A 19412-nucleotide genomic window follows, 5' to 3' on the forward strand; every position below is an offset into this window, starting at 1 on the left:
ATGAAGCGCCTGCGCCATTTCCTGTCCTCGATGGTCGGGCGGTTGTTCGTGATCCTGCTGCTGGGCATGGCGGTGGCTGCGATCGGCGCGACCATGCTGGCCACTTCCAAGCGCCAGCAGGAGTTCGAGCGACAGAACCTGAACCGCATCGCCGACCGCCTGCAGGGCTACGTCAACCTGCTGGACGGCAATCCGGAGCTGCGCGAGCGCCTGCTGGCGATCGGCGGGCCGAGCGTGCGCGCGCTGCAGCCCGGAGCCCGCATCGGGCGTGCCGACACGGCGCTGATGGAAGTGCTGGAAGACCGCCCCGGACCGGTGTCGCGCGCGCATGTGCATTTCGCTTCGTTCCGCTCCTGCATTCCCAAGCTGCAGGACCTGCTGCCGCCGCCACCGCCGGGCCACCGGCGGCCGCCGCGCGAACGCGACCCGGCGTTCATCCCGCCCAAATGCCGCGCAGTGGACGTGACCCTCAACGACGGCACGCTGCTGAAGCTGGCGCTGGACTCGCCGGCGGTGGCGCACAACGGCATCCTCGCCGTGGACCCGTGGTTCCTGACCCTGCTGGTGCTGGCGATTGCCGTGCTGGCCTATATCGTTGCGCGCATGGCCAGTGCGCCACTGCAGGAGCTGGCCGCCGCCGCCGAGGACCTCGGCGACGATCTGCAGCGCGACCCGTTGCCGTTGCGCGGGCCGCGTGAAGTGCAGCGTGCGGCCGAAGCGTTCAATGCCATGCAGCACCGCCTGCAGCGGCACCTGGCCGAACGCACGCAGATGCTGGCGGCGATCACCCATGACCTGCAGACGCCGCTGACCCGGCTGCGCCTGCGCCTGGAGAATGTCAGCGACGAAGCCCTGCGCGAGCGCCTGATCGGCGACCTGGCGGCGATGCAGGCGCTGGTGCGCGAGGGCCTGGAACTGGCCCGCAGTGCCGAAAGTGCCGAGCAGCGTGCTGCACTCGACCTGGATTCGCTGCTGGAGAGCATTGTCGAGGACACCGCCGAAGGCGGCGCCGACGTGGTGTTCGAAGGCGGCAGTGGTTCGGTACTGATGCTGCGGCCATTGGCGATGCATCGCCTGTTCTCGAACCTGGTGGACAACGCGGTGATGTATGCGCAGCGGGCGCGGGTACGGGTCGAGCGCAGCGGCGGTGCGATCACCGTGGTGGTGGCCGATGACGGCCCCGGCCTGGCCGAGGAGCAGCTGGAGGCGGTGTTCGATCCGTTCGTGCGGGTGGAAACCTCGCGTTCGCGCGAAACCGGCGGAGCCGGCCTGGGCCTGACCATTGCCCGCGCCCTGGCCGAGAAGGACGGCGCGCGGCTGTGGCTGCGCAACCGCGCCGAAGGTGGCCTGGAGGCGGTGGTGCAGTGGCCGGCCAGTGCCCAGGTGGTGGCGCCCGGCCGCGCCGGCTGAGCCGGCGGGCTGCGGACGGTGACGCCGGGGCCGGGGTTTGGCCTATCATCTGCGCATCTCCCCAGTCTCCCCCCGATGAGCCAGCCCGTTCCCGCCGGCATGCCATTGCGCGCTGCCCGGCTGTTCCCGCACGCTGCCGCGCCCTGCAGCCGCACCTGGCCGCCGCCGTTGCGGTGATGGGCGGGCAGGGGGACGAGGGGCGCTGGGTGGAGCGCCGCGCATCAGGATTCAGGCGGGCACTGCGGCAGGGCCTGCTGTGGCTGCTGCTGGCCCTCGCGCTGCCGCTGGCCGCACAGGAGGGCGCGCCCCCGCTGCGCGACTACGCCATCGATGTATGGACCTCGCGCAACGGCCTGCCGCACAACTCGCTGCGCGACATCGCACAGACGCCGGAAGGCCATCTGTGGTTCGCCACCTGGGAAGGGCTGGTGCGCTACAACGGCCTGGACTTCACCGTGTTCGACCGCAGCACGCGCCCGGGCCTGCGCGACAACGGCATCGGCGCGCTGTTCGTCGACCGCCAGGGCGGGCTGTGGATCAGCGATTCGCGCGGCAACGTCAGCCACCGCGGCAGCGACGGCCAATGGCGGGTCTGGGAGCACCAGGCCGGTACACCGCAGGTGCTGATCCAGTCCATGCAGATGGACAGCCAGGGCCGGCTGTGGCTGCTGTACGAAGGCAAGGGCATCGGCTATCTGACGCCGGATGCCGGCATCGTCTACCAGGCGCCGGCGGCGGACCTGCCGATGGCGATGAGCTTCACCAAGCTGGTGGTCGATGCACAGGACCGGGTCTGGGTCGGCACGCTCGACGGGCTGGTGCTGCGCGACAACGACGGCGTGCTCAAGCGCGCGCCCGCCGCATGGGGGCTGGGCGCCGGCAGCGGCCTGTCGTGGCCGTACCGGGCACCGGACGGCGCGCTGTGGATCGTCGCCGGCGAGCGCCTGTACCGGGTGGAGGACGACCAGCTGGTGCTGGTGCACCGCCTGCCGGGCCAGCTGCACATGACCTCGATGCTGCAGGACCGGCACGGCGACCTGTGGCTGGGTACCGAGAACCAGGGCCTGCTGCGCATCTCCGCGCATGGCCTGGAGCGGCTGCCGGCCGGCCTGAACCTGCCGGGCGGACGCGTGGTCAGCCTGCGCGAGGATGCCGAAGGCAGCATCTGGGTGGGGGCCAATGGTGGCCTGTACCGCCTGCGCGAAACGTTGTTCAGCAGCTACATCGAGCGCGATGGGCTCAGTGGCGACTACGTGCGCACGGTGTTCGAGGATCGCGACCGCCAGCTGTGGGTTGGCAGCGCCAGCGGCCTTGACCTGCAGACCAGCGATGGCCGTTTCCGCGCGGTACCGCTGCACAACCGCGGCGGCAAGGCGCCCTCGGTACTGAGCCTGGCACAGGGGCCGGACGGTGACCTGTGGGTGGGAACCTTCGGCGATGGCGTTTACCGGCTGGGCCGCGATGGGCGCCTGCGCCACAACTACGCGGCGCCTGACGGCATGCCGGGTGGCAACATCCGTGCCATCAGCGTTGACCCGCAGGGCGTGGTCTGGGCCGGCACGCAGAAGGGCGTGGTGCGCATCGACGGCGACCGGGTGCAGGTCTCGAACGTGCCGGGCATGCCCGGCGGCCTGATCACTGCGCTCGAGCATGACCATCAGGGCAACCTGTGGATCGGCACCATCGAAGGCATCCGCGTGCTGCGCGGCGATCGCGTGCAGTCGATCGACCTGGCTCCGCTGGGGGGAGGCCGCAGTGTGTTCGGCTTCCACCAGCTGGGCGATGCGATGTGGATCAGCAGCGACCGCGGCCTGTACCGCTGGCAGCACGGAACGCTGGCGCGGGTCGGGCTGGAGCAGGGCATGCCGGTGGATGCGGTGTTCCAGCTGGTGCCGGACCGCCTCGGCAACGTCTGGATCAGCAGCAACCGTGGTGTGCTGCGCACCGACATGGGCACCCTCAATGCGGTTGCAGACGGGCGCACGCCGCGGGTGGTGGTGGAGCGCTACAACGAGATCGACGGCATGGCCAATGCTCAGGCCAACGGCAGCTCCAGCCCATCGGCGATCCTGCGCCAGGACGGCACGTTCTGGGTGGTCACCGCCGGTGGCCTGAGCACGGTCGACCCGCAGCGCCTGCAGCGTTTCCGCGAGCGGCCATCGCCGCCGGCGGCGATCGAGAGCGTGCAGGTGGATGGTGCGCCGGTGCACTGGGAGGGACCGGATCGCAACTACATTCCCGGTGGCCGCCGGCTGGCGGTGAGCTATGTCGGCCTGAGCTACCTGATGTCCGACCGGATCCGCTACCGCACACGGCTGGATGGCCTCGATGCTGGCTGGGTCGAACGTGGCCCGCAGCGCAGCGTCGAGTTCGTCGGCCTGCCGCCGGGCGACTACACCCTGCACGTGGCGGCTGCACATCCGGGTGGCGCCTGGGGCCAGCAGGAAGCCGTATGGAGCTTCACCGTGGAGCCTTTCTGGTGGCAGCGCCGCAGCGTGCAGGTGCTGGCCGGGCTGTTGCTGCTGGCCGGGCTGGTGGCGTTGTACCGGCTGCTGCTGCAGCAGCTGAAGGCCAGCAACCTGCGCCTGGCGCGGCGGGTGGACGAAGCGACCTTCGACCTGCAGGCCAAGACCGTGCACCTGCAGGCGCTGAACCAGGAAAAGACCGAACTGGCAGAGCGCCTGGCGCGGCAGGCCGAGGCCTTTGAACGCCAGGCCCGCGAGGATGCGCTGACCGGCCTGGCCAACCGCCGCGGCTTCGACGAGACGCTGGCGCGTGACTTCGCCCGTTCGCAGCGCAGTGGCCATCCGCTGTGCCTGGTGGTGCTGGACATCGACCACTTCAAGGACGTCAACGACCGCCACAGCCACAGCATCGGCGATGCGGTGCTGGTGCAGGTGGCGACGTTGATCGCGGCGGCCTGCCGCGACTCCGACCTGCCGGCGCGTACCGGCGGCGAAGAGTTCGCGCTGCTGCTCAACGACACCCGCCTGGAAGAAGCCGCACAGCTGTGCGCGCGCCTGCGTGGTCTGTTCCATGACCATCCCGACTGGGCAGAAGTGCCGGGCCTGCGCGTGACCTTCAGCGCCGGTCTTGTGGAACTGGATGCCGACGACCGTACCCCGGCGTTGCTGTACCAGCGTGCCGACCGCGCGCTGTACCGCGCCAAGAGCGATGGCCGGGATCGCACGAGCATTGGTTGATCCAGTGCAAAGCATCCACGCATGGCGTGGATCTACGGGTGTTGCCCTACCAACGGTCGGCACCCAGCAGAGAAGTGACCCACCACAGCGGTGATCGGCAGCCCGCAACGAGCGCAGCGACCCGCCGTTGCTTCCGCTTTTCTGATCTTTCCGTGGCGGCCAGCAACCTGTCGAAGGCCGGGCAGGGTGGGTTCGCGGGGGGCCAGATCAATCCGCGCCATGGATGGCGCGGCTAAGCCCCAGGGACGGGTTCACGGCGTCCCCCGCGAACCCACCTTGCCCGGCCCAACCGATGATTCGCTTCCCGCCACGAGGGGCTCCGCCGTTGGCTGCCTTATCGCGGCCAGGCGTTGGCGATCGTGCAGAACAAGCGCGCGGTCTGTTCGGTGTCATACACCGCGCTGTGCGCTTCATTCGCATCCCACCCCAGCCCGGCGGCGGTGGCCGCACGCGCCAGCACCGTCTGCCCGTAGGCGATACCGGCCAGGGTGACCGTGTCGAACACGCTGAACGGATGGAACGGGTTGCGCTTGTAGCCGGTGCGGGCCACTGCGGCGTTGACGAAGCCGAGGTCGAAATGGGCGTTGTGGCCGACCAGGATCGCGCGCTGGCAGCCGTACTTCTTCATCGCCGCACGCACCGGGGTGAAGATATGGTCCAGCGCCGCCTTTTCTTCCTTGGCCAGCCGGAACGGGTGGTCGAGGATGATGCCGGTCACTTCCAGCGACTTCGGGTCGATTTCCAGGCCTTCGGCCGGCACCACGTGGGCACTGGCGGTCTGGCCGGGGTAGAGCAGCCCGTTCTCGTCCATTTCGATCGGCACCGCAGCGATTTCCAGAAGCGCGTTGCGCTGGCTGTCGAAGCCGCCGGTTTCCACATCCACCACCACCGGCAGGAAGCCGCGGAAGCGTTGTGACATCGCGCGCTGCGCCTGGGGGACTGCGGAATCGGGAGCGGCGGCAGGTGCGGGGGTGGGGTCAGTCATGCGTGAATTCTAGCAGAGCGATCCTGAGCGCCCGGCTGGCCCGTGGCGCACGGGTGGTAGAACCCGGTAGCTGCCAACCTTGGTTGGCACGGTGCGCGCCGACCAAGGTCGGCATCTACCGAACCGCTGGCCGCGCAGGTGTGGCCGAGGGAGACCACCGGGCCAACCACGCGTCCACGCTCAGCTTGCCGGCGCCGGTGAAGATCAGCGGCAGCAGCATGGCCATGAACAGCACCGGCAGCTTGAAGTTGCCGAAGCCCTGGTCGCTGATCGCATAGCCCATGGCCAGGTCGGCCAGCGAGTTCCACTCCATCGGCCAATGCACCGCATAGGTCGCCACCACGGTCAGCACCAGCAGGCTGGCGGCGGCGAAACGGGTGCCGAACCCGAACAGCAGGCAGGCCGCCCCGACCAGTTCGAACCAGGTCGCCAGTTGCCAGTTCAGGGCGGCCGGCAACTGGTCGAACGGGAATGGGAAGGCGTCCTGCAGGTCGGCGAACCAGTTCTGGCCGCGCAGCTTCTCGCGGCCGGACTCAAAGAATTCCCAGGCCAGCAGCAGGCGCAGGCCGAGCGGGGCCAACCAGGGGGCGAGACGGTCCAGCTGGCCGCGCGCGGTGGCCAGGGTCGGAAGGTTCATCAGGGGATCTCCGCGAAGGGGGTGTCAGGGCGGGGCTGTGAGCGGGCCGATCACGCCGGCCTGCAGGAATTGCCGCAGCAGCGCGGCACCGGGGCCGGCCAGCGCGTCTTTGGCCAGGCCATGCGTGCTGGCGAGTTGGTGCAGGTAGGCACGACCTTCCAGCCCAGGCTGTTCACCGATGCTGGACAGCAGGTACACCGCCAACGGGCTGAGCGCGGCGAATCGCACGTCACCGTCGGCTTCGCGGCGAACCAGCAGGCCGGTGGGTTCGGGCGGTGGCTGGGTCGGTGCATCCTCTGCGCCGAGACGGTGCACCGGCCATTGGTACAGCAGCGGCCATGCCAGCGGCGAACGCTGCAGCGGCACCTGCAACGGGTCGATGTCGCGCGGCGGCGGAAGCGGCTCGGCCTGCAATTGATACAGCGCGGTTTCCACCCACTCGTAGTGCGCCAGCTCGGCCAGCGCCGGGTGCGGCAGCTGCGGCTGTGCCTGCAGCCACTGCACGAACTCGGCGGCCAGCTCGGTGAACAGGGGTGTCTGGCAGCGATGGGTGGCGAAGTAGTGGCGCACCAGCGCGCTCCAGGCCGGTTCGCCCAGCAGGCGAACGCAGACCGGGAAACCATTGCTCAGGAGCCCGAGCAGGTTGTTGAACAGCAGGTGCTGGTACACCGCCAAACGGCGTGGATCCAGGCCGGCCGGCGCAGGCACCGACTGCGGGTCGCGCAGATGCGCGGTGAATGCGAGCTGCTGCGCGCGCAGGGTATCGGCGGCATCAGCCATGTGCAGCCCCGGCATGCGTGGCCTGCAGGCGGCGGATGGTCTGCAGCTCGCCCTGCAGTTCTGCATAGGGCGGAAAATTGAAGTCGCGTTCGAGCAGGGTCGGGCGCGCGCCGATGCGCGCATAGGTCCGTGCCAGCAGCGCCCAGACCGGATCGATGACCGCACTGCCGTGGGTATCGATCTTCAGGTCCGGTGCTTCATCCAGGTGCCCGGCCACGTGCAGGCAGACGATGCGCTGTGCGGGCAGCCCGGCGATGAAGCTGTCGGCGTCGTAGCCGTGGTTGCAGGCGTTGACGTAGACGTTGTTGACGTCCAGCAGCAGGTCGCAGTCGGCTTCGGCGAGCACCGCATTGGTAAAGGCCAGTTCGTCCATGGCCGGTTCCGGCGCCAGGTAGTAGGAGACATTCTCCACCGCGATGCGGCGACCGAGCAGGTCCTGCACGCGGGCGATGCGAGCCGCGGTATGGCGCACGGCTTCGTCGGTGAAGGGAATCGGCAGCAGGTCGTACAGGTGGCCGTCGTCGCTGCAGTAGCTCAGGTGCTCGCTGTACAGCGGGACGCGGTGCTTCTCGAGGAACCGGCCGACCTGCTCCAGCAGCTGCGTATCCAGTGGCGCACTGCCGCCCAGCGACAGCGACAGGCCGTGGCAGCTCAGCGGATGGCAGTGTGCCAGTTCGGCCAGCGCATCACCGGCAGGCCCGCCGACATGGATCCAGTTCTCCGGCGCGCATTCCAGGAAGTCGAAGTCGCCTGCCGGGGCGTCACGCAGATCCTGCAGCAGCGCCCGGCGCAGGCCCAACCCGGCGGCCGCCGCGCGAAGCGGCGACCTCGGGTGGACGACGCTGGCGCGGACGTCAGTGCTTGCCACCGCACTTGCCTTCGCCGCACTTGCCTTCCGCCGACTTCTTGTCGCCGGCCTTGGCCTTGGCACCTGCTGCACCGGCGGCCTTGCCCTTGTCGGCACCGCACTTGCCTTCGCCGCTCTTGCCATCGGCACCACACTTGCCTTCGCCGCTCTTGCCATCGGCACCACACTTGCCTTCGGCGTGCTTGCTTGCGTCGGCGGCCATCTTGGTATCGGCGGCCTTGGCATCGGTGCTGGCCTTGGCTGCCTGGCCGGCCACCAGGTAGCCCTGGGCGAGGTCGCTCATGCTCAGCGCCGAGGCGCTGGCGGTCATGCCCAGGCCGGCGGCCAGGGCGGTAGCGGTCAGCAGGGACAGGGTCTTGTTGGAACTGCTCATCGGTCTTACTCCTGGGTGGTGGGCAGGTGCCCGGGGTGAATCGATGGTGCAGCGATCCTACTCAACGAATCCTCGCCAAGACCTCAAATTTTCGTGAGATTTGTTACAGAAGGGGAATACGGTGCCCGGTAGATTCACGCCATGCGTGGATGAATCGCCGGAACGTCCATAACAAAAGGGCCGCTGTCACCAGGACAGCGGCCACTTTGGAGTCGACTCCGGTGTTGCAGTGCAGCGTCAGGGCTGGCCGGTGCTGGAGGTCTCGTCGCGCTTTTCACGCGGCGGCAGCGGCTGCTCGCCGTGCACCAGGAACCACACGTTCTCGGCGATGTTGGTGGCGTGGTCGCCCACGCGCTCCAGGTTCTTCGCCATGAACAGCAGGTGGGTACACGGGGTGATGTTGCGCGGGTCTTCCATCATGTAGGTCAGCAGCTCGCGGAACAGCGCGGTGTACTGCGCGTCCAGGCGGGCGTCGTCCTCGCGCAGTTCCAGCGCGGCGTCGGCGTCGTTGTCGCGGTAGGCGGCAATGGCACGGCGGACCTGCTGCGCGGCCAGGCGGCCCAGCGCACGCAGGCCCTGGATCTGCGGCAGCGGCGGTACCTTGCCCAGCGCGATCGAGCGCTTGGCGACGTTGGCAGCGTAGTCACCGATGCGCTCGATGTCGGCCGGAATGCGCAGGCCGGCGAGGATCTCGCGCAGGTCGCGCGCCATCGGCCCACGCAGCGCCAGGCGCATCACGTCGTGGCTGATCTGCTGCTCCAGCGCATCGATCGCTTCGTCGTTGGCGATGATGCGATGGGCAGCGTTCTCGTCGCGCTTCTCGATCACGTCCATCGCCGCTTCGAGCTGGGCGACGGCCATCTCGCCCATGCGCACGATTTCGGCCACCAGGCGCTGCTGCTCTTCGTCGTAGCTCTTGACGATGTGGTCGTTGGGAAGGTTCATGTTCATTCCACTCTGTAGAGTCGAGCCATGCTCGACTGACGTTATCCGTAGAGTCGAGCCATGCTCGACTGACATTGTCTGTCTGTCGACTGCCGTTTCAGCCGAAGCGACCGGTGATGTAGTCCTCGGTCTGCCGCTGCGACGGCTGCGAGAAGATCACTTCGGTGCGGTCGTGCTCGATCAGGTCGCCCAGGTACATGAAGGCGGTGTAGTCGGACACGCGCGCGGCCTGCTGCATGTTGTGGGTGACGATCACGATGGTGTACTCGTGCTTGAGCTCTTCCACCAGCTGCTCGATGCGGCTGGTCGAGATCGGATCCAGCGCCGAGGTCGGCTCGTCCAGCAGCAGCACCGACGGGCGCAGGGCCACGGCACGGGCGATGCACAGGCGCTGCTGCTGGCCACCGGACAGGCCCAGTGCGCTCTGCCCCAGCTTGTCCTTCACTTCGTCCCACAGCGCGCCCTGGCGCAGCGCCTGCTCGACGCGGTCGGCCATGTCGGCCTTGCTCAGCTTCTCGTGGTGGCGGATGCCGTAGGCCACGTTCTCGAAGATGGTCATCGGGAACGGCACCGGCTTCTGGAACACCATGCCGACCTTGCTGCGCAGGCGGTTCATCGGGTACTTCGGCGATAGGATGTTCTCGCCGTCCAGCAGCACTTCACCGCGCGCTTCCAGCTTCGGGTACAGCGCGTAGATGCGGTTGAAGATGCGCAGCAGGGTCGACTTGCCGCAACCGGACGGGCCGATCAGCGCGGTCACGCGCTTTTCCGGGATTTCCAGGTTGATGCCCTTCAGGGCATGGAACTTGTCGTAGTAGAAGTCCAGTCCACGCGCAGCCAGCTTCACCGGCGACGGCGTGTGCAGGCTCTCGTGCGAGGACGGCACGGCGATGCGCTGCATCGGCACGGCGTTGGAAAGGTCGTTCATGGCGTTATCCACGGAAAGGTCAGTCATGGGAGATACGGTTGCGCAGCAGGATGCCGCGGGCGGCAAGGCTGACCAGCAACACGAAGACGGTGAGCACCAGGGCGCCGGCCCAGGCCAGCACCTGCCAGGATTCATACGGGCTGCCGGCGAACTGGTTCATCACCACCGGCACCGAGGCCATCGGCTGGAAGATGTTGTTGTTCCAGTACTGGTTGCCGAAGGCAGTGAACAGCAGCGGTGCGGTCTCGCCGGAGATGCGGGCCAGGGCCAGCAGGATGCCGGTGATGATGCCGGCCGACGCACTGCGGTACAGCACCTGCACGATCACCTTCCACTGCGGGATACCCAGCGACAGGGCCGCTTCGCGCATCTGCGAGGGCACCAGGCGCAGCATTTCGTCGGTGGTGCGCACCACCACCGGCAGCACGATGAAGGCCAGCGACAGCGCACCGGCGAACGCCGAGAAGTTGCCGCCGGTCTGCATCACGTACAGGGTGTAGACGAACAGGCCGAGCACGATCGACGGGGCCGACAGCAGGATGTCGTTGACGAAGCGGACCACGGTGCCGGCCTTGCGGGCGTTGCCGTACTCGGCCAGCCAGGTGCCGGCCAGCACGCCCAGCGGGGTGCCGATGCCGATCGCCAGCGCACACATCACCGCGCTGCCGAAGAAGGCGTTGGCGAGACCGCCTTCCTGCATCGGCGGCGGCGTCATCTTGGTGAACAGGTCCAGGTTGATGCCGGCCAGGCCCTTGGAGGCCAGGGTGAACAGGATCCAGCCCAGGAAGAACAGGCCGAACAGGGCGGTGGCACAGGACGCGGTGATCGCAACGACGTTGCCGATGCGGCGGCGCAGGTACAGCGAATCAGCGGTGGTGGACATCAGTTGCCCTCCTTGCGGGACAGGCGCATCAGCATCAGGCGGGCGATGGCCAGCACCACGAAGGTGACGATGAAGAGGACGAAGCCGAGCAGCAGCAGGGCCGAGCGGTAGGTTTCAGTGGCTTCGCCGAAATCGTTGGCGATCAGTGCGGCGATGGTGGTGCCCGGCTCCAGCAGCGACGGCGACAGGCGCACGCTGTTGCCGATCACGAAGGCCACTGCCATCGTCTCGCCGAGGGCGCGGCCGAGGCCGAGGAAGATGCCGCCGATCACTGCCGAGCGGGTGTAGGGCAGGACGATGTCCCAGCTCACTTCCCACTTGGTGGAACCCAGCGCGTAGGCCGATTCCTTCAGGCGGGTCGGCACGGTCAGGAACACTTCGCGCATCACCGAGGAGATGAACGGAATGACCATGATGGCCAGCACGAAACCGGCGGTGAGCATGCCGATGCCCAGCGGCGGACCCTGGAACATCGGGCCGATGATCGGCCATTCGCCCAGCGTCTCGTTGAGGAACGGGGTGACGTACTCGGTCATCACCGGCACCAGTACGAACAGGCCCCACATGCCGTAGATGATCGAGGGAATGCCGGCCAGCAGTTCGATGGCGGTACCGACCGGGCCACGCAGCCAGCGCGGCGCGACTTCGGTGAGGAAGAAGGCGATGCCGAAGCTGACCGGCACGGCGATGACCATCGCGATGAGCGCGGTGACCAGGGTGCCGTAGATCGGGGCGAGGGCGCCGAACTTGTTTTCGACCGGATTCCAGTCGGCGGAGAAGAAGAAGCTCAGGCCCTGCATCTGCAGGGCATGGCGGCCGCCCCACAGCATCGACAGCGCGGCGCAGGCCAGGGCGATCAGGACGAAGATGACGGTGCCGACCAGCACCCATCGGAACAGTTTGTCGTTGCGGGCATCACGCGCATCACGCGTGGACGGGGCGGCTACAGGCTGGGCGATGGCATTCATGGGGACGGCAGGGCCAGGAAGGGGCGGGGCGGCACGGCGTGGAAGAAGCGGTGCCCGCGCGGGGCGGGCACCGTCGTGTCCATCACTTCAGGTCGGTCGCCCAGTAGGCCTCGATCTGCTTGACCAGTTCGGCCGGCAGCGGCACGTAGTGCAGCTCGTTGGCCTGGGCCTGGCCGTTCTCGAAGGCCCACTTGAAGAAGGCCAGGGTGTCCTGGTTGCGCTTGGCATCCTTCGGCTGCTTCTGCATCAGCATGAAGTTGGTGGCGGTGATCGGCCACGCCTGCTCGCCCGGGGCGTTGGTGATGACCAGGTTGAAGTCCTTGGCGCTGGCCCAGTCGGCGCTGGCGGCTGCGGCGGCGAAGGTTTCCGCGCTCGGCTCGACCCAGTTGCCGGCCGCGTTCTGCATGGCGGTGTACGGCATGCCGTTCTGCAGGGCATAGGCCAGTTCGACGTAGCCGATCGAGCCCTTGATCTGCTTCACGTACGAAGCGACGCCTTCATTGCCCTTGCCACCGACGCCGTCCGGCCACTGCACCGAGGTGCCTTCGCCGACCTTGGTCTTCCACTCCGGGCTGACCTTGGACAGGTAGTTGGAGAAGTTGAAGGTGGTGCCCGAACCGTCCGAACGGTGGACCAGGGTGATCTTGCCGTCCGGCAGCTTCACGCCCGGGTTGGCGGCGACGATGGCCGGATCGTTCCAGGTCTTGACCTTGCCCAGGAAGATGTCGGCCAGCAGGGCGCCGCTCAGGCGCAGCTTGCCGCCTTCCAGGCCTTCGATGTTGACCACCGGCACCACGCCGCCGATGGCGGACGGGAACTGGGCCAGGCCGGCCTGGGCCAGCTCTTCGCTGCTCAGCGGCTTGTCGGAGGAGCCGAAGTCGACGGTGCCGGCCTTGATCTGGGCGATGCCGCCGCCGGAGCCGATCGACTGGTAGTTGATCTTGGCACCGGTGCTGGCGTTGTAGTCGGCCGACCACTTGGAGACCAGCGGGAAGATGAAGGACGCGCCCGCGCCGGACACTTCGGCGGTCACCTTGGCACCGGCAGCGGCCGGGGCAGCGGCACCGTCGGCAGCCGGCTGCTGCGCGGCCTGCTTGTCGCCACCGCAGGCCGACAGGCCCAGGGCGATGGCCAGGGAAAGGGCGGCAAGGCCGGCCGAGTGCAGTTTCATGGTCACTCCATAGCGGGGAAGAGCCGACGTCGTCGGCGGATGCGGCTATGAAATGATGTTTTTGTTACAGCCGTATTACGACCATGACAGAGGTGTCCTGGATCACGTTCTGACAAGGGTTTCACGGGGTTGGCCTCCATCCGGAAGCTTCCCGGAGACCCCGGATCTGCGCACCGATATGACGGTCGGTTGGCCCTTGTAGCGTCGAGCCATGCTCGACTGCTCCCTGTCCTAGGTGGTGTGGACCGTTGGTCCGCATGCTCCAGCATCCCAGCCGAGCATGGGCTCGGCTCTACAAGGGCTCTTGCCTTTGCCCCGGCTCCTGCCTTCCATGACCCCACCGCGTCCCCGATGAACTGTCCAGAGGCGGCGCAGGGCCCAGCCCGGGACCGTTCGCGCCATGGATGGCGCGATCGAGCCCCCATGGACGGGTTTACGGCGTGTCCCGGGCTGGGCCCTGCGCCGGCTCCGGGCAGTAGATTGGAAGCGCCGCGCCTTTCACGACCAACCCCCAAAAAACAAGAAGAGCGCGAGATCTCGAGGATCTCGCGCCCGGGTGGGATCGGCGGGGGAGAGAGGACCCGCCGATCCCGTTCCTGCGGGGGAACGCGCTTGCTTACTTCAGGTTCTGCGACCAGTAGGTCTCGATCTGGCGGACCAGGCTGTCCGGCAGCGGCACGTAGTCCAGCTGGCGGGCCTGGGCGTCGCCGCTCTTGTAGACCCAGCGGAAGAACTCCTGGGTGGCCTTGCCGTTGGCAGCGTTCTTCGGCTTCTTGTGCACCAGGATGAAGTTGGTGGCGGTGATCGGCCAGGACTCGGCGCCCGGGGCGTTGGTCATCACCAGGTAGAAGTCCTTGGCGCTGGCCCAGTCGGCGCTGGCGGCAGCGGCGGCGAACGAAGCGTCGCTCGGCTGCACGAACTTGCCGGCGGCGTTCTTCATCGCGGTGTACGACAGCTTGTTCTGCAGTGCGTAGGACAGTTCGACGTAGCCGATGCCGCCCTTGATCTGCTTCACGTAGGCAGCAACGCCTTCGTTGCCCTTGCCGCCGATGCCGGCCGGCCACTGGACCGAGGTGCCTTCACCGACCGAGCTCTTCCACTCCGGGCTGACCTTGGACAGGTAGTTGACGAAGTTGAAGGTGGTGCCCGAACCATCCGAACGGTGCACGACGGTGATCTTGGCGCTCGGCAGGGTCACGCCCGGGTTCAGCGCGGCGATGGCCGGGTCGTTCCAGGTCTTGATCTTGCCCAGGAAGATGTTGGCCAGCACGGTGCCGTCCAGCTTCAGCGCGCCCGGGGCGATGCCGGCCACGTTGACCACCGGCACCACGCCGCCGATCACCGACGGGAACTGGGCCAGGCCCGAAGCGGCCAGTTCTTCCGGCTTCAGCGGGGCGTCGGACGAACCGAAATCAACGGTCTTGGCCTTGATCTGCGCAATGCCGCCGCCGGAACCGATCGACTGGTAGTTGACCTTGTTGCTGGTGGCAGCGTTGTAGTCGGCCGACCACTTCGACATCACCGGGTAGATGAACGAGGCGCCCGCGCCGGTGATTTCAGCGGCGTTGGCGGCGAACACGGACGACGCTGCGAAGACGGCAACGGCAACGCGCGACTTGAAGGCGTGGATCACGGGGTGGCTCCTGGGTTGATTGGGATGCGGGGTTACCCGCCCGGCGCACATTCCATAACGGTTCGATGACAGCGCAGGGACCGTTGTATGACGCATCCGTTACAGCGCTGGCGGGCGGCCACGCCGCCGCGTGCGTGAAGGTTTCGCGCCAAGGGTGCGCGTGCCCCGGTGCGACCGCGGGCTGACCGGGACGTTGCATGCCGGTGCCGTTCTATATGTCGGTGATGGGGCGGGATGTCGGTGATGGGGCGGGCGGGCGCAACGGCCGCGCATTCCGCAGCGATGCCGCGTCATCCGCACGAAACCAGGGAGGCGGGCGAAGGCGGTGTGGCGACCCGCTGGCGTATCGGCGCGGATACAGCACGCCATATGCCGCAAGGGATCGACAAGCATGTGCCCGCAAATGAGTCGTACGCATGACCGCACGAAGAAATCTGTGGTTGGTGCTCAATCTGTCATTCGGCTGTCATGGTTTTAACGGAACGTTCGCAAAACGCTTGACCGGCCTGCCGGCGTGGCGTTCTGCCCAAGCCATTCCAACCCTCTGGAGAAATCCAAAATGCGTTCCCATTTGCTCGCCGCCGCGGTCGTTGCAAGCCTCGGTCTGGTTTCCGCCGACGCCTTCGCAGCCCCCGCCAGCTCGGGCGTATCCCAGGCACAGCTGCAGCAGCTTCAGGCACAGATCGCTGCGCTGCAGGCCCAGGTCCAGCAGTTGCAGAACGATTCGCAGGCGCTGCAGGCGCAGTCCGATGCGCAGTCCGAAGTGAACATCACCCAGGCGCAGGCCCTGGAAGGTGCACAGAAGACCCAGACCAGCGTCGACAAGCTGGCCAAGCTGGTCAATGACAACAAGATCGGCGGTCGCATGTTCTTCGACCTGACCAACATCGACAAGACCAGCAACGGCAAGGACACCGCCGCCAGCGGCACCGGTCTGGACGTCAAGCGCTTCTACCTGACCGTCGACCACAAGTTCAACGACATCTGGTCGGCCAACCTGACCACCGACTTCCAGTACAGCTCGGCCATCGGCAACACCGAACTGTTCGTCAAGAAGGCCTACGTGCAGGGCAGCTTCGACCCGGCCTTCAACCTGCGCGTCGGTGCCGCCGACATGCCGTGGATCCCGTACGTCGAGAAGTTCTACGGCATGCGCTATGTCGAGAACACCCTGACCGACCGCCTGAAGTACGGCAACTCGTCCGACTGGGGCCTGCATGGCTTCGGCAACCTGGGCAACAACTTCAACTACGCCGTTTCGGTGGTGTCCGGCGCCGGTTACAAGAACCCGACCCGCAGCAAGGGCATGGACGTGGAAGGCCGCGTGGCCTACACCCCGAACGAGAACTTCGTGGTCGCCGTCGGCGGCTACAGCGGCAAGCTGGGCAAGGAAACCGACATCCAGAGCGCCGAGAACACCTACACGCGCGCCAACGCGATGGTGGCCTACGCCGACAGCAACTTCCGCGTCGGTGGTGAGTACTTCCAGGCCAAGAACCTCAACAACGTGCTGACCGTTGCCACCGACAAGACCAGTGGCTGGTCGGTGTGGGGCAGCGTGCGCGTGACCGACGGCGGCATCAACGTGTTCGGTCGTTACGATGACACCGACGTCAGCAAGACCCTGGACCCGACCCTGAGCGACAAGTACTGGAACGTCGGCGTCGAGTTCCCGGTCATGAAGAACCTCAAGCTGTCGACCGTGTACAAGTACACGCACCTGGCCAACGCTGGCGACAAGAAGAACGACAAGACCAAGGAATTCGGCGTCTGGGGCGACCTGTCGTTCTGATCTCCTGAAGCACCCTTGTCCATACACGCGGACGGCGGGCCTTGTGCCCGCCGTCTTCGTTTCGTCACAACACGATCCGCGTCACGCCTCGGCCGGGGTCTTTTCCTTGAACCGGCACAGGTCGGCGATCACGCAGCCCGGGCAATCCGGCTTGCGCGCCTTGCACACGTAGCGGCCATGCAGGATCAGCCAGTGGTGCGCGTCGAGCAGGAACTCGGCGGGAATCACCTTCACCAGCGTGTCTTCCACTTCGCGCACGTTCTTGCCCGGGGCCAGGCCGGTACGGTTGGAGACGCGGAAGATATGCGTATCCACCGCCATCACCGGCTCGCCGAAGGCAGTGTTGAGCACCACGTTGGCGGTCTTGCGGCCCACACCGGGCAGGGCTTCCAGCGCTTCGCGGTCGCGCGGCACTTCGCCGCCGTACTTCTGCAGCAGGATCGCGCAGGTGGCGATCACGTTCTTCGCCTTGGCGTTGAACAGCCCGATGGTGGCGATGTACTGCTTCAGGCCATCCTCGCCGAGCGCGAGGATCTTCGCCGGTGTGTTGGCGACCGGGAACAGGCGGCGCGTGGCCTTGTTGACGCCGACGTCGGTGGCCTGGGCGGACAGCGCCACGGCCACCAGCAGCTCGAACGGCGAGCTGTACTCCAGCTCGGTCTTCGGGTGCGGATTGAGCTCGCGCAGGCGGGTGAACATTTCCACCACGTCGGCGCGCGGCATGCGCCCGCCGCGTCGCGCCGATGCGCGGGGGGTCTTCCTGGCGGTGGCCATTACTGCTCCTTGCCGGTGGCGCGGGCCCTGGCCCGGGCGAGAATCGCGGCAGCCGCGGCGGGCAGGGCGGGCTTCACGTCCGGCGCCGGGGCCGGAGTGCGGCGCGCATCTCGCTCGGCCTCGCGGCGGGCCAGGCGCACCGTACGGGCGCGGTGGCGTTCGCGTGCAGCCCAGGCGGCATGCAGCTGCTGTTGCGCCTGCTGCAGGCGCTGCGGAAGGTCCGGGTGGCCAGGCAGCAGCTGTTCGTCGCCGGCACGGGCGACGTAGTCCATCAGCCCGGCCTGCAGGGCGCCATCGAGATCGTCTGCCTGGACCCGGGCGAACAGCTGCGCGGGGTTGGGTCGGGATGCCATGGCGTCAGCGGTTCTGGAATGCCGGCGGGCGGCGCTGCAGGAAGGCGCTGGTGCCTTCACGCATGTCCTCGGTGGCGAACAGCAGGCCGAACTGCGCACTCTCGTACTCCAGCCCGGCCTCCAGGCTGCATTCGCCGCCCACGTGCACCGCGTCGAGCAGCCCACGCAGGGCCAGCGGGGCCGAGCGTGCCAGCTGGCGGGCGATGTCCTGCACGCGGTTGTCCAGCGCGTCGGCCGGCACCACCTCGTTGACGATGCCCAGTTCCAGCGCACGCGCGGCGTTGATCGGCGCCCCCAGCAGGCACAGCTCCAGGGTGGCGGCGCGGCCGCACAGGCGCAGCAGGCGCTGGCTGCCGCCGAAGCCGGGAATCAGGCCGAGGTTGATTTCCGGTTGGCCGACCTTGGCGGTATCGGCGGCGATGCGCAGATGGCAGGCCATCGCCAGTTCCAGGCCGCCGCCCAGCGCAAATCCGTTCACGCGTGCGATGACCGGCTTGGGCATGCGTTCGATCTGGCGCATCAGGGCCTGGCCCAGCAGCGAGAAATCACGTCCCTGAACGGCGCTGAGGGTGTTCATTTCCGCGATGTCGGCACCGGCCACGAAGGCCTTGGGGCCCGCCCCGGTCAACACCACCACGCGCACTTCCGGATCTGCAGTGGCGTCCCTGAAGGCATCGGCCAGCGCCTGCAGGGTCGCGGCGTTGAGGGCATTGAGCTTGTCCGGGCGCTGGACGGTCACGGTGCGGATGGCGCCGTCGTCGGCGACAGCGATCAGGGCATCGGCCACGGGGAAACTCCTGGAACGTTAAAAAAAAGTGATATTGAACTCTGCAAACGCAGGCGGGTCATAACCTGCATCGTGAGTAGCGGTTACACGTTGCGCCCGTTATCCTAACCCGTCGCCTCAGGGCGGCGCAGAACGTCCCTGAGTTACCACCCCTGGAGAACTGTTTGATGAAGTTGCGTTCTATCGCGGTCGCCGTCGCGGCCCTGGCCCTGACGGGCAATGCCTTCGCCCAGGACGTCTCGTCCGAAAAGGGCAAGCTGAGCTACTACTTCGGTTACGACTACGGCAACAACCTGGCGGAGCTGACCGGTCGTGGTGAGCAGCTGGACATCAACTCGGTGGTGAAGGGCCTGCAGGATGCCTACGCCAAGAAGCAGCCGGCGATCACCGCCGAGCAGCTGAAGCCGGCCGTTGAAGCCTTCCAGAAGCGCGAGCAGGGCCGTGCCCAGGCCGCCAAGGCCGAGTACGAAAAGGCTGCTGCCGAAAACAAGACCAAGAGCGATCAGTTCATCGCGGCGAACAAGGCCAAGGCCGGCGTGCAGTCCCTGCCGAGCGGCGTCCAGTACCGCGTGATCGAAGCCGGCAAGGGTGCCAAGCCGACCCAGGCCAGCACCGTGCAGCTGGAAGTGGCCGGTCCGTTCCCGTACGGCCAGCGCCCGACCGAAGCCCGCCCGGCCCAGCAGATCCCGTCGATCAAGGTCAGCGAAGTCGAAATGAAGGCCATGCGCGAGACCCTGCTGCAGATGCCGGCAGGCTCGAAGTGGGAAGTCACCCTGCCGCCGGACCAGGCCTACGGTGCCGACCCGCGCACCCCGTTCCCGCCGAACGTGGCTGTGCAGTTCGAGATCAAGCTGGTCAGCGTCAAGTAAATCGAAGCATCAAACGAAACGCGCCGGTGACCCCACCGGCGCGTTTTTGTTTG

Annotated in this window: 18 protein-coding genes; 4 read left to right on the forward strand and 14 right to left on the reverse strand. The window is 67.3% G+C overall.

The features are described 5' to 3' along the window. Window positions 1-1410, forward strand: coding sequence for an ATP-binding protein (locus tag AB1281_RS05180; RefSeq protein WP_164117085.1), 1410 nt, complete (start codon window positions 1-3; stop codon window positions 1408-1410). Between the two features lie 176 nt (window positions 1411-1586). Next, on the forward strand, window positions 1587-4613 hold the full coding sequence (locus AB1281_RS05185) for a two-component regulator propeller domain-containing protein (RefSeq protein ID WP_430345227.1): 3027 nt from the start codon (window positions 1587-1589) through the stop codon (window positions 4611-4613). Window positions 4614-4947: 334 nt separating this feature from the next. Here AB1281_RS05185 and rnt read toward each other — a convergent pair whose 3' ends face one another. The 11 genes from rnt to pstS (AB1281_RS05240) all read right to left on the reverse strand — a co-directional run bounded on the left by rnt (window position 4948) and on the right by pstS (AB1281_RS05240) (window position 14784). Continuing rightward, window positions 4948-5598, reverse strand: coding sequence for a ribonuclease T (gene rnt, locus AB1281_RS05190; RefSeq protein WP_430345228.1), 651 nt, complete (start codon window positions 5596-5598; stop codon window positions 4948-4950). Window positions 5599-5713: 115 nt separating this feature from the next. After that, window positions 5714-6235, reverse strand: coding sequence for an HvfX family Cu-binding RiPP maturation protein (locus tag AB1281_RS05195; protein ID WP_430345229.1), 522 nt, complete (start codon window positions 6233-6235; stop codon window positions 5714-5716). Between the two features lie 24 nt (window positions 6236-6259). Next, complete coding sequence (locus tag AB1281_RS05200; RefSeq protein ID WP_430346976.1) at window positions 6260-7015, reverse strand: HvfC family RiPP maturation protein; 756 nt, start codon at window positions 7013-7015, stop codon at window positions 6260-6262. Next, a complete protein-coding gene (locus tag AB1281_RS05205; protein ID WP_430345230.1) occupies window positions 7008-7883 on the reverse strand; it encodes an HvfB family MNIO-type RiPP peptide maturase in 876 nt (291 codons plus the stop codon). The genes AB1281_RS05200 and AB1281_RS05205 overlap by 8 nt, the downstream gene beginning before the upstream one ends. After that, entirely contained in the window at window positions 7870-8256 is a 387-nt protein-coding gene (locus AB1281_RS05210; RefSeq protein WP_430345231.1) for an HvfA family oxazolone/thioamide-modified RiPP metallophore, read from the reverse strand. The genes AB1281_RS05205 and AB1281_RS05210 overlap by 14 nt, the downstream gene beginning before the upstream one ends. A 237-nt stretch (window positions 8257-8493) precedes the next feature. Then, complete coding sequence (phoU, locus tag AB1281_RS05215) at window positions 8494-9207, reverse strand: phosphate signaling complex protein PhoU (protein WP_087944217.1); 714 nt, start codon at window positions 9205-9207, stop codon at window positions 8494-8496. A 91-nt stretch (window positions 9208-9298) separates the two neighbouring features. After that, a complete protein-coding gene (gene pstB, locus AB1281_RS05220; protein WP_005408788.1) occupies window positions 9299-10129 on the reverse strand; it encodes a phosphate ABC transporter ATP-binding protein PstB in 831 nt (276 codons plus the stop codon). Window positions 10130-10148: 19 nt separating this feature from the next. Then, the gene (pstA, locus tag AB1281_RS05225) at window positions 10149-11012 is read right to left on the reverse strand and encodes a phosphate ABC transporter permease PstA (protein WP_006428262.1); all 864 of its coding nucleotides are present in this window, start codon (window positions 11010-11012) and stop codon (window positions 10149-10151) included. After that, window positions 11012-11980, reverse strand: coding sequence for a phosphate ABC transporter permease subunit PstC (pstC, locus tag AB1281_RS05230; protein WP_008267250.1), 969 nt, complete (start codon window positions 11978-11980; stop codon window positions 11012-11014). Before pstC ends, pstA begins: the two co-directional genes overlap by 1 nt. Before the next feature lie 82 nt (window positions 11981-12062). Next, window positions 12063-13151: a phosphate ABC transporter substrate-binding protein PstS gene (gene pstS / locus AB1281_RS05235; RefSeq protein ID WP_100434346.1), complete on the reverse strand. Its 1089-nt coding sequence runs from the start codon at window positions 13149-13151 to the stop codon at window positions 12063-12065. Window positions 13152-13767: 616 nt separating this feature from the next. Further along, window positions 13768-14784 (reverse strand): phosphate ABC transporter substrate-binding protein PstS, encoded by a 1017-nt coding sequence (gene pstS / locus AB1281_RS05240; RefSeq protein WP_014036550.1) that lies wholly within the window; start codon window positions 14782-14784, stop codon window positions 13768-13770. Window positions 14785-15343: 559 nt separating this feature from the next. On the opposite strand from pstS (AB1281_RS05240), the gene AB1281_RS05245 reads away from it, so the two are divergent. Further along, window positions 15344-16576: a porin gene (locus tag AB1281_RS05245; protein ID WP_014036551.1), complete on the forward strand. Its 1233-nt coding sequence runs from the start codon at window positions 15344-15346 to the stop codon at window positions 16574-16576. 81 nt (window positions 16577-16657) lie between these two features. On the opposite strand, the gene nth is transcribed toward AB1281_RS05245, so the two are convergent. Genes nth through AB1281_RS05260 form a run of 3 tightly spaced genes read right to left on the reverse strand, consistent with a single transcriptional unit; the run spans window position 16658 to window position 18490 of the window. After that, complete coding sequence (gene nth, locus AB1281_RS05250; protein WP_430345232.1) at window positions 16658-17350, reverse strand: endonuclease III; 693 nt, start codon at window positions 17348-17350, stop codon at window positions 16658-16660. Continuing rightward, window positions 17350-17703: a hypothetical protein gene (locus tag AB1281_RS05255; RefSeq protein WP_430345233.1), complete on the reverse strand. Its 354-nt coding sequence runs from the start codon at window positions 17701-17703 to the stop codon at window positions 17350-17352. Before AB1281_RS05255 ends, nth begins: the two co-directional genes overlap by 1 nt. Window positions 17704-17707: 4 nt before the next feature. Next, window positions 17708-18490, reverse strand: coding sequence for an enoyl-CoA hydratase/isomerase family protein (locus AB1281_RS05260; protein WP_430345234.1), 783 nt, complete (start codon window positions 18488-18490; stop codon window positions 17708-17710). Between the two features lie 167 nt (window positions 18491-18657). On the opposite strand from AB1281_RS05260, the gene AB1281_RS05265 reads away from it, so the two are divergent. Continuing rightward, window positions 18658-19359 (forward strand): FKBP-type peptidyl-prolyl cis-trans isomerase N-terminal domain-containing protein, encoded by a 702-nt coding sequence (locus AB1281_RS05265; RefSeq protein WP_005408797.1) that lies wholly within the window; start codon window positions 18658-18660, stop codon window positions 19357-19359. Window positions 19360-19412: the final 53 nt, after the last annotated feature.

Source organism: Stenotrophomonas sp. NRRL B-14846 (genome assembly GCF_050473585.1).
Taxonomy (GTDB): Bacteria; Pseudomonadota; Gammaproteobacteria; order Xanthomonadales; family Xanthomonadaceae; genus Stenotrophomonas.